This is a genomic window from Planococcus versutus (genome assembly GCF_001186155.3).
In the GTDB taxonomy this organism is placed as follows: Bacteria; Bacillota; Bacilli; order Bacillales_A; family Planococcaceae; genus Planococcus; species Planococcus versutus.
The window spans coordinates 3,118,370-3,133,984 of sequence record NZ_CP016540.2 but is presented as its reverse complement, the minus strand read 5'-3'; the positions used below and the strand labels follow the sequence as shown (position 1 = coordinate 3,133,984).

The following is a 15,615-nucleotide window of genomic DNA, read 5'->3' as shown; positions in this document are numbered from 1 at the left end:
TTTTTTTGACTTAAATTTGCCTAATTAATAAAAAAAAGAGGTGATTGTGATAAATGTCACAGTGTGACACCTAGAGATAGCATAGGCTAAAAGTAAAGCTGATAAGAATAAGAGGTGATAGCGAATGAGTCAGAAAAAGTCAGAGCCAGAGGTCAATCTAAAAGGTACTTTTGTAAGTGTTCTTATAGTGGGACTCGTCATTGTGGTCATGTGGGTCGCTGTATATTTATTATATGTAGCTCGTTAAGACAGAACGAAAGGAGTAGGTTAAAATGCATCTTCATAAATACGAAAAAATTTGGCTAACTTTAGGGGTTATATCTCTAATTATATTCTTAAGTGTAGTGGGAGTGAGCGCGTTTTCTCAGAATCATACACCTGCTGGAGGGATGGAAACCATTGACCCTAAAAAAGTGAACGAAACAGCACCGTTTGACAATCCGGGAGTCACGCAATTAGATGACGATACATATCAAGCAACCATTGTGGCAATGGCTTTTGGGTACACAGCACCTGAATTGAAAGTTCCGGTAGGCAAAGAAGTCGTTTTTAAAGTTACCAGTACGGATGTAGTTCATAGTTTTACGATTGATAACACGAAAGTCAATATGATGGTCGTTCCAGGTCGCATTACGACAAAATCGTATACGTTTGAAAAGCCCGGTACGTATTTGATTCTTTGCAATGAATACTGTGGGACAGGTCACCATATGATGTATACAGAAATAGAGGTGTATGAAGAATGATTGCTTTGCAAGATCGCAAAATTGCTTTATGGAATATCGGTGTCGCCTATACTGCATTTTTAATCGGGACTTTATGTGGACTACTTCAAGTATTTATCCGCAATGACGCACTTCAATTGCCTGCTTGGTTGGATTATTACCAAATCTTAACGGCACACGGTGTCTTGCTCGCACTTATCTATACGACATTTTTTATTTTTGGTTTCTTTATTACAGGAATGAGTAAGAGTTTAGGTAGCTTTGGACCTAAAGTTCGCTTGTTTTCTTGGATTGGTTTTTGGGTGACCTTGCTTGGGACTGTTATGGCAACGGCTATGATCATTTCTGGACAAGCTTCTGTCATGTATACCTTTTATGCACCTTTAAAAGCAAGTGGCTTTTTCTATGTCGGACTTGCGTTAGTGATTATTGGAACATGGATTAGTAGTTTTGCGTTGGTGGGGCATTACCGTGTATGGCGTAAAAATCACAAAGGGCAGTTAAGTCCGTTGTTTGCTTTTATGACCATTACAACCATTATCATGTGGATCATTGCATGTCTTGGAGTTGTAGCGACGGTTCTGTTTCAATACATTCCGTGGGCATTTGGATGGACCGATACGATTGATGTCGAACTCAGTCGCTCATTGTTTTGGTATTTTGGTCATCCTCTCGTTTACTTTTGGTTGCTGCCAGCCTATATGGCTTGGTACGTGATTGTACCAAAACTGTTAGGTGTAAAAGTTTTTAGTGATTCACTGGCACGTATGTCTTTCGTTTTGTTTATCTTGTTTTCAATTCCGGTTGGTTTTCACCACCAGCTGACAGAACCGGGTATCTCGAATTTTTGGAAATTTCTTCAGGTTGTTTTAACATTTATGGTCATCGTTCCATCATTGATGACGGCATTCTCGATGTTTGCAACATTTGAAATTGCAGGTCGTAAAAACGGCGGCAAAGGTCTTTTCGGTTGGTTTACGAAATTGCCTTGGAAAGATATTCGCTTTACGTCTATTTTTATCGCCATGCTGTTCTTTATTCCAGGTGGAGCAGGCGGGATTATCAATGCGAGTTTTCAGTTAAACGAAGTGGTTCATAATACGTTATGGATTGTTGGACATTTCCATATTACTGTAGGAACGCCAGTAGCGATGACATTTATGGGCGTAACCTTTTGGCTGATCCCCTATTTAACAGGTCGGAAATTTACTAAATCTATGAAAGTTCTAGGACTGGTGCAAATTATTACGTGGTCTATCGGGATGCTATTAATGTCGACAGCGCAGCATCTATTAGGTCTTCTCGGAGCACCAAGAAGAACTGCTTACTCTAGTTATAACAATCATCCCTCTTCAGCAGAATGGTTTGATGGTATTTTAACCAATCACGTCACAATGGCAATTGGCGGCAGCATTTTGTTTATGTCGGCAATGATTTTGATTTACATCGTTATCATGACGATGTTCCTTTCACCCAAAGCTGTTGAAGCGAAAGATATGGTCGATTTTCCGTTGGCTGAAAGTGATATGAGCAATACGCCGAAATGGTTAGAGAATTGGTGGATTTGGATTGGTCTTGCTTTAGCACTCATTGCACTTGCCTATGCAATTCCGCTAACACATATGATTCAACATGCACCGCCAGGCTCAGAAGGATTCAAAACGTGGTAGGAGTTGAAGAACAATGTTCACAATGGTTTTATCATTGATGGTTGTGTTTATCGCGTTTACCGCGATGATCGTAGAAGTATCTTCTATAGAAGAAGAGTAATTATAGAAGACAGTTAGGAAATCGAGATAAATGATTTCCTAACTGTCTTTTTTATGCTTTTGAGCAGTCTTTATTGTCTTATGCGAAAGTGTTCTATATATTGGAAAGAAAGAGTTAGGAAGTTGGGGCTTATGCGATGACGGTGATGGAATGGATTTTTACAGCAATTAGTATATTTTGGCTCAGTGAATTTTTGATTTTTCGCAATCGTGGGGTTGGACAAGGCGATTCGTTAGAAAAACGTACTTTTATGATGATTTTTGGTGTGCTAATCGGAACAATTTTACTAGGATTTGTGTTGCAAGAGCTCAAATCATTTGAATTGATCGCATGGCTCGGACAAGTAATAGGCATCATCCTTCTTGCCACGGGTGTGTTTTTACGCTTTTGGGGAATTATTCATTTAAAATCACAATTCACACGTTACGTTACAGTTCGTGAAGGCGATGAAATCGTGAGTACGGGTCCATACCGCAAACTAAGACATCCGCTTTATACCGGTTTGTTTTTAATCACGATTGGTATGGCGCTATTCTTTAGTAGTATCATTGCAGCCATTGTGGGGGGCACCGGTATGATTTGGGCATTGCTTCAACGGATTAAATATGAAGAAGCGTTGCTTATCGAGAAATTTGGTCCGGATTATGAACAGTGGATGAAACAACGTGCAAGACTCATTCCATTTATTTATTAAGCAAATTGAGACAAAAGCTCTTATTCTCCTTATTGGGAATAAGACTTTTTTTGTATGAGCAGTTCTTTTTACATCGTGTACGATATAGTTTAATGTGGATCGTGTAAGATATAAATAGACGGGGAATACGTACAATGAAAACACTATTTGAAACAACTATGATCAACACAGGCGGAAGAGACGGAGCAGTTTACTCACCCGATAATATTTTCTATATGGATGTAGCTAAACCAAAGGCGCTTGGTGGAAACGCAACAACAGCAACAAATCCAGAACAACTTTTCGCGGCTGGTTATAGTGCATGCTTTAACAGTGCGTTGGAATTGGTACTCGAAGCGGGTAAAGTAGAGATAGAAAAAAGTGAAGTAACAGCAACTGTTGCATTAATCGGAGACCAAGCAGATGGTGGCGTGAAACTAGCGGTAAAATTAGTTGTCGATATTACAGGAATTGACCAAGAACTAAAGCAAGAATATGTAGAAAAAGCACACAAAACATGCCCGTATTCAAAAGCGATTCAAGGGTCTGTAGAGGTAGAAATAACTGTTTTATAATAAGTGTTTAGGTGAGATGTAAATGAAACAACCGACAAAACTAGAGCAGCAATTGTGTTTTGAAGTTTATAAAGCTTCTAGTAACTTTTCGAAAATGTATGCAAACGCATTAGAACCATTCAAGTTAACATTTCCACAGTATTTAGTGCTTCTTGTGTTATGGGAAGAAAACGATGTATTAACGAAAAACATTAGCGAACGACTAGGTCTTGGTATTGGTACCGTAAATCCCATCATTAAGCGAATGATTGACAATGGCCACTTGATAAAAAAACAATCTCAAACCGATAAACGTGCATTTGTGATTTCATTGACAGAACAAGCCAAAGATGAACAACCCGCAATTGAAAAGGCTGTTTTCGAAATAGTGACTAGCTGCAACTTTATGGGAGTTAACGCGACTACGTTGATGAAAAATTTAAAAGAGCTCAATGCAACTTTTAACACGATGGACTTTTAAAGAGGAGTGGAACGAAATGACTATTTACGATATCGCTGTACCAAAACCAGACGGAGAAGAATACCTATTAAACGAATACAAAGGGAAAGCTATGCTCATCGTCAACACGGCAACCAAATGTGGATTGCGTGATCAGTTTGAGGACCTCGAAAAACTGTACGAAGAATACAAAGATCAAGGATTGGTTGTTCTTGGCTTTCCATCTAATCAGTTTAAACAAGAAGAAGCTACCGGTGCAGAAGCACAAGAAGTGTGTCAAATGACGTATGGTGTCACTTTTCCCATGCACGACTTGATAAAGGTTAACGGAGAAGATGCACATCCGCTGTTTAGCTATTTAACGAGTAACACAAAGGGATTTCTAACAAGTGGCATCAAATGGAACTTCACGAAATTCTTAGTTGATCAAAACGGCAACATCATTTCACGGTTTTCGCCAAAAGATACACCTCGATCATTTGAAAAAGATATTCAAAAAGTACTCGCCAAGTAAATAATGTAAACACCCAAACCTACCAACAGGTTTGGGTGTTTTTATGAACAAGAATAAATGTGTATCGTCTTTGAGTGGACATGTGACAGCGTGTCATGTTAAACTTTATTTATCAAAAGTGACACAGTGTCACTTGAGTGTTTTGGCTTGAACTAATAAAAAAGTGCTTATGCATTTTGATACATAACAGCAAAACTAACTTTAACGGATTACTTAAAAACAAGGGAGATAATAAAATGAAAACGACTATAGAAGACGACTTACGAAAAATGAAAGACTCTAAAAAAGAAGTCATGAGATTCATGATGGGTTATAAATTTGCATTAGATGAAATCAATACAAAAATCAATATTTTGCAACAAGAGTTCCAATTTGTTCATGACTATAATCCAATAGAAAATGTCAGTTCAAGAGTGAAAACGCCTGAAAGCATTATGAGAAAAGCAGCAAAAAAAGGAATTGAACTTTCTCATTCGGATATTAAAGCGACTATTACAGACATTGCGGGCATTCGAATTACATGTTCGTTTGAGACCGATATTTATCGCCTGAGCGCGATGCTGCAACATCAAGATGATTTGAAAGTTCTTGAAGTCAAAGATTACATTAAAAATCCAAAGTCAAATGGTTATCGCAGTTTGCATTTATTGCTAGTAGTTCCTGTTTTCATGTCGGACCGTGTAGAAGAAGTGTGCGTAGAAGTACAAATTAGAACCATTGCAATGGATTTTTGGGCTAGTCTCGAACATAAAATCTACTATAAATACAACAAAGAAGTTCCAGCTGATATCATTAGAGAGTTAAAAGAATCAGCAGAGTCGGCAGCTCATCTAGATCGCAAAATGGAGAAAATTCAATTGCGCATGAACAAGCTGAAAGACCAAGTCGAAGTCGAAGAAGATTTTTCTGAAATCTTTATCGACAAAGAACGGTTCTATTTGCCAAAAAATTTCACGTTAATCGAACAAACTGACGTGAATCTGTAGAAAGGAAGAGAAAATTGCCAAAGCTAACTTTTTATAACTTATCTATTGAAAAACAGCAGCATTTAATTGATATAGCAAAAGAAGAATTTTCAAATGCGTCTTTATCAGATGCATCAATTGCCAATATTGTTAAAGCTGCTGGGATTTCTCGCGGTAGTTTTTATCAGTATTTTGAAGGAAAAGAAGACCTTTATTTTTACTTACTAAACGGCTATACAGCAGGGCGCAAAAAGATATTTAGAGATATACTTGAAACAAAAAATGGAGATCTATTTCAAGCTATGAGCGAGTTTTACCAGACCACTGTGAAAGAAGAAGAATTGCTCGACTTTAAAAGAAACGTGCTTTTAAATATGACCGAACAAGTTGAAACTAAGTTTATCAAGATTGTTGACGAAGAAGAATCTGAAGAGGAATTCAGAAGAATCAGTAGTTTAATCGATAAGAACAAGTTGAATAGTTCGGACAACAAAGAACTATATCATTTACTTAAAATCATCATGTCGGTGACTATAAGAAATTGGATTGAATATTTTGCTAAAAACTTAACGGTGGAAGAGTCTATCGCTAATTATGAACTAGAATTAAAGTTGCTAGGAACGGGACTTTCACGTGGGTAACAAGAACATTGCTGTTTAATTTTGTGGCTTAATGTGATAAGCTGTATTTCATCGTTGCAGTAATGTAGCAGTAATGGAGTGATTAAAATGAGCAAAGCAAAAGCAAAAGTAAAGAGCGGTACAGGTCAAGGAACCGGTAAAAAAGGCTGGACACGATGGAAAGCTGGAGCTAACAAAGCCAAAAGTTTCAAACCTTATACAAGCAAAAATACGAAAAAAGCAGAAGAACCTAAAACAGAAAAAGAACGAGCTGCTGAATGGGTAGATGCATAAATAGAAAAATTGGATGTCCAAAAGACATCTTTTTTTATTGTTTAAAAATTCTTGTTACTTTGAACGAAATGGAGATTGTTACGAGGTCTTTGGAATCAATAACTATGAAAATTCAAAATCACTTGTTAAACAATTGAAAGTGGTTTATAGTTTATAGATACAACATTTAGTTTTTTTATCTTAAAAATTACTATATATAGTGAAAATCGATAACAAAGGTGCCTGAAAAGGATTAAAAGGGAATCCGGTAATTCCGGAGCTGTTCCCGCAACTGTAGTGCTGACGAGCTTATCATATTCCACTGTCCAATGGGCGGGAAGGAGATAGCAGAGGACGACGCACAAGCCAGGAAACCTGCCTTTGTTCTAAGTTTATAATCTTCTCCGGGAGTTGAGAAGGATAACGAAGATATTCTGCGTAAGCGGCTGTTTTTTGCTGCCGTTATTCGCTATTCTACGTTCTCCAATCCATCCTCTCTAAGAGAATGGGTTTTTTTGTTTTACATAGAAGGAGGAAATGCAATCATGACAGAACCATTAGCAGCGGGTGTAGCAAGAACGATTCAAACAAAATTAGTGTTGCCTCCGGATACGAATCATTTAGGAACGATATTTGGTGGAACGGTACTGGCGTATATTGATGAAATTGCGGCCATTACAGCGATGAGACATAGTGGCAAAGCAGTCGTAACAGCTTCGATTGACACAGTGAATTTCTTATCATCAGCTAAAGTGGGAGACATCTTCATCTTAGAAGGAGTTGTGATTTCAACAGGTAGAACGTCGATGGAAGTGTATGTTAAAGCCGAATGTCAGCAAATTGAAAATGGCAAAAGAAATTTGACCACTACAGCAATCTTAACAATGGTGGCAGTTGACATTGACGGCAAACCGACACCGGTCGCTGGCGTTATACCAGAAACTCTTGCTGAAAAAGAATTATTTAAAAGCGCACAGGAGCGGAAACAACGACGCATGAAAGTGAACGAATTCGCAAAGGAGTTATGCTGATATGAATATGAAAACAGATATAACAGAAATGGACGCAGTAGAAAAAGCGCTCAAGCGAGCAACTGAGGTTTATGGACTAGATACGCGCGAGCTACTAGCGCGAGCATCAAAACTCGCTGAACAAGCAAAAGGCGAGCAATCCTTACTTTATGCATTAAATCGCATCACAATGGACGAGCCAGATTGGACTTACGTAGCGGCAGAGTTGTATGTCAGTGATTTGTATAAGAAAGCCGCAAGCAGTCGCAATTATTCCGCTGCAAAAAAATATGGTGACTTTTATGAGTTAATTAAAGCATTAACACAAGTCGGAATTTACTCAAAAGAGCTCTTAGCTTCGTATTCACAAGAAGAGATTACAGAAATAGGTCAAGAAATCGAGCCGAATCGGGATTTGCTGTTTAATTATATCGGTTTGTTTTTACTGGCTGATCGTTATTTGGCAAAAGACTTTGAAGGCCAGTTGTTTGAACTTCCGCAAGAGCGCTTTTTAGTTATTGCCATGACGTTAATGCAAAACGAACCGAAAGAACGTCGTTTAGAACTAGTAAAAGAAGCGTACTGGGCAATGAGTCATTTGTATATGACGGTAGCCACACCAACTTTATCAAATGCAGGTAAAAGTTTTGGGCAATTGTCTTCGTGCTTTATCGATACGGTAGACGATTCTTTAGACGGTATTTACTTAAACAACTGGGATATCGCACGTCTTAGTAAAGACGGTGGGGCATCGGCATTTATTACGGCAAAGTGCGAGCGTTAGGCTCGGACATTAAAAAATTTAAAGGCAATTCCTCAGGCGTTGTACCTTGGATTCGCTTGCTTAACGATACAGCGGTCAGTGTAGATCAATTAGGTCAGCGTCAAGGGGCTGTCGCGATTTACTTAGATGTTTTCCATAAAGACATTATGAACGGTTTCTTGGATTTGAAAACAAACAATGGCGACGAGCGCCGTAAAGCGCATGATATTTTCACAGGCGTATCGCTTCCAGATTTGTTTATGGAGCGTTTGCAAGAAAAAGACGAAAACGGTCGCAGCATTGGGCAGTGGCACACGTTCTGTCCGCATCAAGTCAAACAAGTGATGGGTTGGAAAGACAAGAATGGCAATGCATTAGGACTCGAAGACTTTTACGATGAAAAAGACACCAAATACTTTAGCGATAAATACCAAGAAGCAGTCGATCATTCGTTATTGCCGCGCAAAACCTATCGTGCAATGGAAATCATGGCACGCATCATGGTGTCGCAATTAGAAACCGGCACGCCGTATATGTTTTACCGTGACGAAGTCAATCGTCAAAACCCGAACAAGCACGCGAGAGGTCGCGGACTAACATCGATTTATTGTAGTAATTTATGTACAGAAATAACACAAAATATGTCAGCTACAACAATAGTTAAAGAATATACTGATGAAGACGGCAATCTCGTTATGATTCGCAAGCCAGGCGATTTTGTGGTTTGTAATTTGTCATCGATCAACTTGCCAAGAGCGGTCAAAGCAGGCGTATTAGCGCGTTTAGTACCGATTCAAACACGCATGCTTGATAACGTCATTGACTTGAATACGATTTCAGTAGGACAAGCTGAAGCAACAAATAAAAAATACCGCGCAATTGGTTTAGGAACGTTCGGTTGGCACCACTTACTAGCACTTGAAGGCATCCACTGGGAAAGTGAGAAAGCAGTTGAATTTGCAGATAAGCTCTACGAGGAAATTGCTTATCAAACGATTCAGGCTTCTATGAAATTAGCAGAAGAAAAAGGCGCGTTCAGTCAGTTTTCTGGATCAGAATGGCACACAGGCGAGTATTTTGAACGCCGCAACTACACAAGTGAACGGTGGAATGACTTACAACAGCAAGTAGCTAACAACGGCGTTCGAAACGGCTGGATGATGGCTGTTGCACCCAACTCATCCACTGCGAAAATCGGGGGTTCAACAGATGGCATCGATCCGTTATACGCAGTAGAATACGCAGAAGAGAAAAAGAATTTCAAATTTAAAGTGACAGCACCAGACTTGGATCACAACACGTATGATTTCTACCGTCGTTCACGTCACGTATTGGACCAAAAATGGAGCATTCGACAAAATGCAGCACGTCAACGCCATATTGATCAATCGATCAGTTTTAACTTTTACGTGCCGCACACGATTAAAGCAAAAGAGCTGTTGGAATTACATTTAGAAGCATGGAAGCAAAACTTAAAAACCACTTACTATGTCCGCAGTACGTCTCAAGCAGAAATCGAAGAATGCGAAGCATGCCAAAGCTAAAGGAGAATGATCATGACCATACACGAACCGTTAACAAAGATTAAATTATTAAATCCGGAGCACCCAAACAAATCGACTGGCGTGTTGAACGGCCAGTCTTCGGGTTGTTAAACTGGAACGACATTGCTTATCCGCAAATGTATGATTTGTATCAAGCATTGCTTGCTAATTTCTGGAAAGCACAAGAGATTAATATGCAAGACGACATCAAGCAATGGGATCGCTTGAGTGATGTAGAAAAAGATGTTTTTTTACGGATCAACACGCAACTAGCGTCACTCGACAGCTTGCAAACGCCGACGATGAGTCAAGCAATGGACTACGTGACGGATTCCAGCTTTAAAGCCATTTTTGCCGTCATTTCTCAGCAAGAAGCGGTACACACGGAGTCATATTCATATATATTGAGTTCACTGGTATCCGTAAGCGAACAAAACGCACGCTTCGATCAAGCAAAAAGCGATCCGGTTGTTCAAAAACGTAACGAGTTAATATTAGACGCTTACGAGGAATTTCGACAAAATCCAACGCCGCAAAACTTATTTAAGCTGAGCGTCAATTCCATCAATCTCGAAGGCATTTATTTTTATGCCGGATTTGCGTTTTTCTATCATTTAGCGCGTCAGCAAAAAATGCTAAAAACCAGTACGATGATCAGCTATATTCAACGCGACGAAATGCAGCATGCCTATTTTATCGCGCAATTTATCCGCATTATGCTGACGGAAAATCCAGAATTGCATACAGATGAAAATATTCAATACATTTATACAACGATCGACAAAGCGGTACAGCTAGAAAAAGAATGGGCACATTACATTTTGGCTGATATTGAGGGCTTGGATTTGGTTGAGTTTGAGGGCTATGTCGAGTATTTGGCCAACAAACGTTTACGTCAGCTCGGACTAGATAATTTATATGAAGAACGCAGCAATCCGATGCCTTGGATTCATGTATTTGGTGATGACATGATGAACGACACAAAATCGGATTTCTTTGAACAAAAATCACGCACGTATACGAAAGTGTCGCAGTCGAATGGTTTTGACGAGCTATAAACCAAAAACTGTGATTGTTTATACGTCATTAACAGGAAATACAGAACAATTGGCAGAAATGCTGCAAGCAGCCATACTGAATAAAGAACTTCCGGTAGAACTTTATCGAATAGAAGATTTTTCGTTAAACGAGTTGTCTACCTACGATTATTTATTGATCGGAACTTATACATGGGGAAGCGGAGAAATTCCAAATGAATTGCATAATTTGTATGACGCAATTGAACAACTCAAACGACACCAACTGCGAACGGCTGTTTTCGGTACGGGCGACAGTTTTTTTGCGGAATTTTGCGGAGCTGTCGATCGTTTCCGCGACATGCTGTACGTCAAGACGCAATTAGTGGCTACGTTAAAAGTAGAGCAAATGCCACAACATAGTGACATGGCTCGCTGCGAAAAGTTAGCAGAGCTTATCAACTAGAAAAACCAGTGACAGTTGGTTTTTTTAGTTTGAGTAAAGGTTTTTAAATATGATAAGTGGGGTATATGAATTTAGAAAGTAAAAAGCAGATAAATCTTTAGTTCCAGCTGGAAGAAATGTTGGGGTTTTTCTGTGAGTTATTCTTTTTTGTGCATAAGATTGAAAAAAACCATTAACCAACAGTATATCTATAAATAATTCATCGACAATTTGGCTGAATGCGACAGACAGTAGTGCTGTAAACAGCGCCGAAGAGAATCTTATGATTCTTTTCGGCGTTTTTATCTCTAAGTATATGGATTAAAAAATAGAAAGGATAGATCACTATGCCACAACTCGAGCAAATGGCTGAAAAAGTAGGCTTACTAATGAATGCAGAAGTGGAAATACAGGGAAGTGTTTGTTTGATCAAACAAATAAGATCCATTCGTATTTCGGCTCATAGCAAACAGTTTAACTGCATGTTGGAACATGATATTTCGTTTACCAACCTTAAAAAAGATGGTACTGCATACAACCAAGCAGAAATAGTCTTGCTTCCAGAAGAGCTAGAAGATTTTATAACTGCGCTTCATCACCACTCAATTCCAGTGCCTATTAATTATCAATACCGAGTAGATACGAACCCCAATATTCTTTGTGTGTATTTGTCTTCTCAAGAAGCGCCAGAAGATTTTGCTATAAGATTGTTAGCTGCTTTTGAAGTTATTCAACAAAATTCCCTTGTTTCTTGATGACTGAAAATAAATAAGCTGATCATAACAAACGCCTGAGTACGCAATTCTTCGCGTCTAAATAAGGGATTACCAAAAAAGCGGGTAGTAAAGTCGAAACCGGCTTTTTTTTTGATGGAGAAATGTTCAAAGAAGTCCATGCACAGCGTATAATAAAAATACCTGAATCCAATTAAAGTAGAAGTAAGAGGTGGAACATGATCATCATCATTGATAACCAAGACTCATTTACGTATAATCTCGTTCATTATTTTGAACAATTAGATAAATCTGTACTCGTTTTTCAACAAAACGAGCTTACCGCAATGCAACTACAAGAACTTATGCCGGATTTAGTCGTGTTATCCCCTGGGCCAGGTCGACCTGTTGCAGGTGCGAGTGGAGAAATGTTGGCAGCGTTAAGCGGTCGCTTTCCGTTGCTTGGTGTGTGCCTAGGTCATCAAACAATTATTGAACATTTTGGAGGGAACGTGGCTAAAGGAAAGCAGCCAATGCACGGAAAAGTTTCGACGTTGAGACATGACGGCAAAGGACTATTTAGCGGAATTACCAATCCGACTTCTGTGACACGTTATCATTCACTGGTGTCAGAAGAAAAAATGCCTGATTGTCTTGAAGTGACAGCACGTTCAGAAGATGGTGCGATCATGGCTGTTCGTCACAAGCATTTCCCCATTGAAGGCATCCAGTTTCATCCTGAATCAGTATTAACGATAGAAGGTTTTCAGATGTTGAAAAACAGTTATCGACTTGCTAAGCAGTGGAAAGAAACGAACAAAGGAAGTGCTAGTCATGACGAACCCTCACTTAATGTTTGAGTTTAAAAACGAAGCTGAAGAAATTGAACCACTCTTTTTTAGCAAGCCTATTCATATTTTTGAAACAAATAAGTTGAACGAAGTCACAACTATTTTAGAAAAAGTCGAAAAAGCAACAAGTGATGGCTTTTACGCAGCGGGTTATGTGTCATACGAAGCAGCTCCAGCTTTTCATCCGGCGATGCATGTTCAAACAGCAGGTGAAATGCCGCTCGTTTGGTTTGGTATTTTCAATGAGCCACAAAAAACACCACTACTTCAAGAGAAACAAGAAGCATACAGTGTTTCCACTTGGACAATGGCAAGTTCAGTGGAACGCTATAAACAAGGAATCCAACAAATCAAAACAGCTATCGAAGAAGGTCATACCTATCAAGTTAATTACACAGAACGCTTGTCTGCAAAATTCACAGGCAGCGATTTGACATTTTATCGCCAATTGGCTCGAAACCAACAAGCAGATTATAGTGCTTATTTGAATATAGGGAGGTTTCGTATATTGTCTGCATCTCCTGAACTATTTTTTAAAGTGCAAGCAGGCAAGTTAACAGCAAAACCGATGAAAGGCACAGCGCCAAGAGGACGGACGACTCAAGAAGACCAACAATACGTAAATGCGTTGCTGGCTTCTAAAAAAGAGCAAGCTGAAAATTTGATGATTGTGGATTTACTCCGAAACGATATGAGCCAGTTAGCACGAAAAGGAACCGTTCAAACAAAGCGGCTTTTTACAGCAGAAACGTATCCGACAGTTCACCAGTTAACTTCGACCGTAACAGCCGAATTAAAAGAAAACACGACCGTTTTGAACTGGTTTCAGGCACTGTTTCCATGTGGCTCGATTACAGGAGCTCCCAAAATCAGCACCATGAAATACATAGCCGCCTTAGAACAAACGCCAAGAGAAGTATATTGCGGCGCTATTGGTTTTATTACGCCTGACAAAGAAGCCATTTTTAATGTACCGATACGGACAGTGGTCATCGACCGAGAAAAAGAAAGAGCTTGTTACGGAGTTGGAGGGGGCATTACGTGGGATTCAACTTCTGAAGGCGAATACCAAGAACTGCAAACAAAAGCAGAAGTGCTAACAGCTAAACGACCTGTGTTTAGTTTGCTTGAATCTTTAAAGCTAGAAGACGGGAAATATCCATTGCTGTCCTACCATTTAGCACGTATGAAAAATTCTGCAGAATATTTTCATTTCCCGGGAAATAAGAGCATTGCAGAAAAAGCATTGGTAGAGCTAGCGCAAAAAAATCCTAAAGGAACACACAAAGTCCGGCTGTTAGTGGATTCTCAAGGAGCAGTTAAAGTGCATTCACAACACATCCTGCCGATAACCAAACCTGTGAAATGCACAATGGCAAAGATCGCAGTAGATAGTACAAATCCGTTTTTGTTTCATAAAACGACACATCGCGAAGTATATGACAAAGTGAGTGAGGGTTTGCCTAAGGAAATTTTTTCGGTTTTACTATGGAATGAAAAACAGCAAATCACTGAATTCACGATTGGCAATGTTGTACTTGAGAAAGACGGTCGCTTTTTTACCCCGCCTACTGACTGTGGCTTGTTAGCCGGTACATTTAGACAACAATTGGTCGATCAACAAAAAATTGAAGAAAAAATTATTTTAAAAAAAGAACTCGCAGACTATGATGCTATGTGGCTCGTTAATGGCGTGCGTGGCTGGCTGGCTGTCGAGTGGTGTAGTTAAGTAAAAACTTTAGAAAGTTGCACACGTAACCAAGAAGACTCTTCTGCTTAGACTTTTTGTATTTTAATTATGAGAGAAGTTTGCAGAGAAATGAAACAACCTAAAGAAAAAAATCAACTATACCGATAAATTGTACTATTCAGATGATTGATGTTTAATTAGATGTAAGAAACAGTTCTTACTACAAGGAGGCGGAATAAATGAATTTAGCAGGAAAAGTAGCAATCGTCACAGGCGGCGTATCCGGAATCGGCTTAGCAACCGCGAAAGCGTTTCTTCTAAAAGGGGCAAAAGTAATCATTGCTGATTTTAACGAAGAAGGTGGACAGCAAGTAGAACAACAGCTTAAGCAAGATAACGGTGATGTAACTTTTGTGAAAGTAGACGTTGCGAGTGAGGCATCTGTTGAAAAATTAGTTGCGACAACAGTCAAACAGTACGGTAGAGTTGATATCATGGTCAATAACGCAGGCGTTGGGGTACTCGGCGTTACACATGAATTGACGTACGAAGACTATCACAAGGTCATTTCGGTCAACCAAGACGGTGTTTTCTTTGGTTCCAAACATGCCATTAAAAACATGCTAGAACATGGCGATGGAGGTGTAATCATTAATACTTCTTCTGTTTTAGGATCAGTTGGAGAAGGTGGCGCATTTGCTTACAATGCGTCAAAAGGTGCTGTGAATTTGATGACCAAGTCACTGGCTTTACAGTATGCAGAACACAAAATTCGCGTTAATGCAGTAGCACCAGGCTATGTAGAATCTGGCATGGTCAGCAAAGAAGCATTAGGTGATTTTTATGACGCATTAGTAGACAAGCATCCCATCGGCAGACTCGGTCAACCAGAAGAAATTGCGCACGCTATTGTCTTTTTAGTTGAAAACGAATTTGTTACAGGCAGCACATTAATGATTGATGGCGGATATACGACTCAGTAAAAAATGAAAAAAGCTAAGAGCTTCGCTTTTTTCAGCGGATACGATT

General features: G+C 39.3%; 15 protein-coding genes, 2 pseudogenes and 1 riboswitch. All 17 genes and pseudogenes read left to right on the top strand.

What is annotated here, in order from left to right; genetic code table 11:
• Positions 1 to 272: 272 nt before the first annotated feature.
• The 17 genes and pseudogenes from I858_RS15770 (at position 273) to I858_RS15690 (ending at position 15,569) form a co-directional block, all read left to right on the top strand.
• The gene (locus tag I858_RS15770; protein WP_049693783.1) at positions 273 to 746 is read left to right on the top strand and encodes a cytochrome c oxidase subunit II; all 474 of its coding nucleotides are present in this window, start codon (positions 273 to 275) and stop codon (positions 744 to 746) included.
• Complete coding sequence (locus tag I858_RS15765; protein ID WP_049693782.1) at positions 743 to 2,395, top strand: b(o/a)3-type cytochrome-c oxidase subunit 1; 1,653 nt, start codon at positions 743 to 745, stop codon at positions 2,393 to 2,395. The genes I858_RS15770 and I858_RS15765 overlap by 4 nt, the downstream gene beginning before the upstream one ends.
• A gap of 236 nt (positions 2,396 to 2,631) precedes the next feature.
• Positions 2,632 to 3,189, top strand: coding sequence for a methyltransferase family protein (locus I858_RS15760; protein ID WP_049693781.1), 558 nt, complete (start codon positions 2,632 to 2,634; stop codon positions 3,187 to 3,189).
• Between the two features lie 134 nt (positions 3,190 to 3,323).
• On the top strand, positions 3,324 to 3,743 hold the full coding sequence (locus I858_RS15755) for an organic hydroperoxide resistance protein (RefSeq protein ID WP_049693780.1): 420 nt from the start codon (positions 3,324 to 3,326) through the stop codon (positions 3,741 to 3,743).
• 22 nt (positions 3,744 to 3,765) lie between these two features.
• Complete coding sequence (locus I858_RS15750; RefSeq protein WP_049693779.1) at positions 3,766 to 4,203, top strand: MarR family winged helix-turn-helix transcriptional regulator; 438 nt, start codon at positions 3,766 to 3,768, stop codon at positions 4,201 to 4,203.
• Positions 4,204 to 4,219: 16 nt separating this feature from the next.
• Positions 4,220 to 4,696: a glutathione peroxidase gene (locus I858_RS15745; RefSeq protein ID WP_049693778.1), complete on the top strand. Its 477-nt coding sequence runs from the start codon at positions 4,220 to 4,222 to the stop codon at positions 4,694 to 4,696.
• Positions 4,697 to 4,932: 236 nt separating this feature from the next.
• Complete coding sequence (locus I858_RS15740; RefSeq protein WP_049693777.1) at positions 4,933 to 5,682, top strand: GTP pyrophosphokinase; 750 nt, start codon at positions 4,933 to 4,935, stop codon at positions 5,680 to 5,682.
• 14 nt (positions 5,683 to 5,696) lie between these two features.
• On the top strand, positions 5,697 to 6,302 hold the full coding sequence (locus I858_RS15735; protein WP_049693776.1) for a TetR/AcrR family transcriptional regulator: 606 nt from the start codon (positions 5,697 to 5,699) through the stop codon (positions 6,300 to 6,302).
• An 87-nt stretch (positions 6,303 to 6,389) separates the two neighbouring features.
• The gene (locus I858_RS15730) at positions 6,390 to 6,575 is read left to right on the top strand and encodes a DUF3934 family protein (protein WP_049693775.1); all 186 of its coding nucleotides are present in this window, start codon (positions 6,390 to 6,392) and stop codon (positions 6,573 to 6,575) included.
• 199 nt (positions 6,576 to 6,774) lie between these two features.
• Positions 6,775 to 6,951, top strand: a riboswitch (cobalamin riboswitch).
• Between the two features lie 148 nt (positions 6,952 to 7,099).
• The gene (locus tag I858_RS15725; RefSeq protein ID WP_049693774.1) at positions 7,100 to 7,585 is read left to right on the top strand and encodes an acyl-CoA thioesterase; all 486 of its coding nucleotides are present in this window, start codon (positions 7,100 to 7,102) and stop codon (positions 7,583 to 7,585) included.
• Between the two features lies 1 nt (position 7,586).
• Positions 7,587 to 9,871: pseudogene (locus I858_RS15720) on the top strand (ribonucleoside-diphosphate reductase subunit alpha).
• A gap of 12 nt (positions 9,872 to 9,883) precedes the next feature.
• Positions 9,884 to 10,929: pseudogene (locus I858_RS15715) on the top strand (ribonucleotide-diphosphate reductase subunit beta).
• A complete protein-coding gene (locus tag I858_RS15710) occupies positions 10,910 to 11,353 on the top strand; it encodes a flavodoxin domain-containing protein (RefSeq protein WP_049693771.1) in 444 nt (147 codons plus the stop codon). Before I858_RS15715 ends, I858_RS15710 begins: the two are co-directional and overlap by 20 nt.
• A 326-nt stretch (positions 11,354 to 11,679) precedes the next feature.
• Positions 11,680 to 12,087 carry a DUF1259 domain-containing protein gene (locus tag I858_RS15705; RefSeq protein ID WP_049693770.1) on the top strand — a complete coding sequence of 136 codons (408 nt, stop codon included), beginning with the start codon at positions 11,680 to 11,682 and terminating at the stop codon, positions 12,085 to 12,087.
• A gap of 197 nt (positions 12,088 to 12,284) precedes the next feature.
• Positions 12,285 to 12,905, top strand: a complete 621-nt coding sequence (locus tag I858_RS15700) for an anthranilate synthase component II (protein WP_049693769.1) — start codon at positions 12,285 to 12,287, stop codon at positions 12,903 to 12,905.
• A complete protein-coding gene (pabB, locus tag I858_RS15695; protein WP_049693768.1) occupies positions 12,880 to 14,625 on the top strand; it encodes an aminodeoxychorismate synthase component I in 1,746 nt (581 codons plus the stop codon). The genes I858_RS15700 and pabB overlap by 26 nt, the downstream gene beginning before the upstream one ends.
• 200 nt (positions 14,626 to 14,825) lie before the next feature.
• Positions 14,826 to 15,569, top strand: a complete 744-nt coding sequence (locus I858_RS15690; RefSeq protein ID WP_049693767.1) for an SDR family NAD(P)-dependent oxidoreductase — start codon at positions 14,826 to 14,828, stop codon at positions 15,567 to 15,569.
• The last annotated feature ends 46 nt before the right edge of the window (positions 15,570 to 15,615 follow it).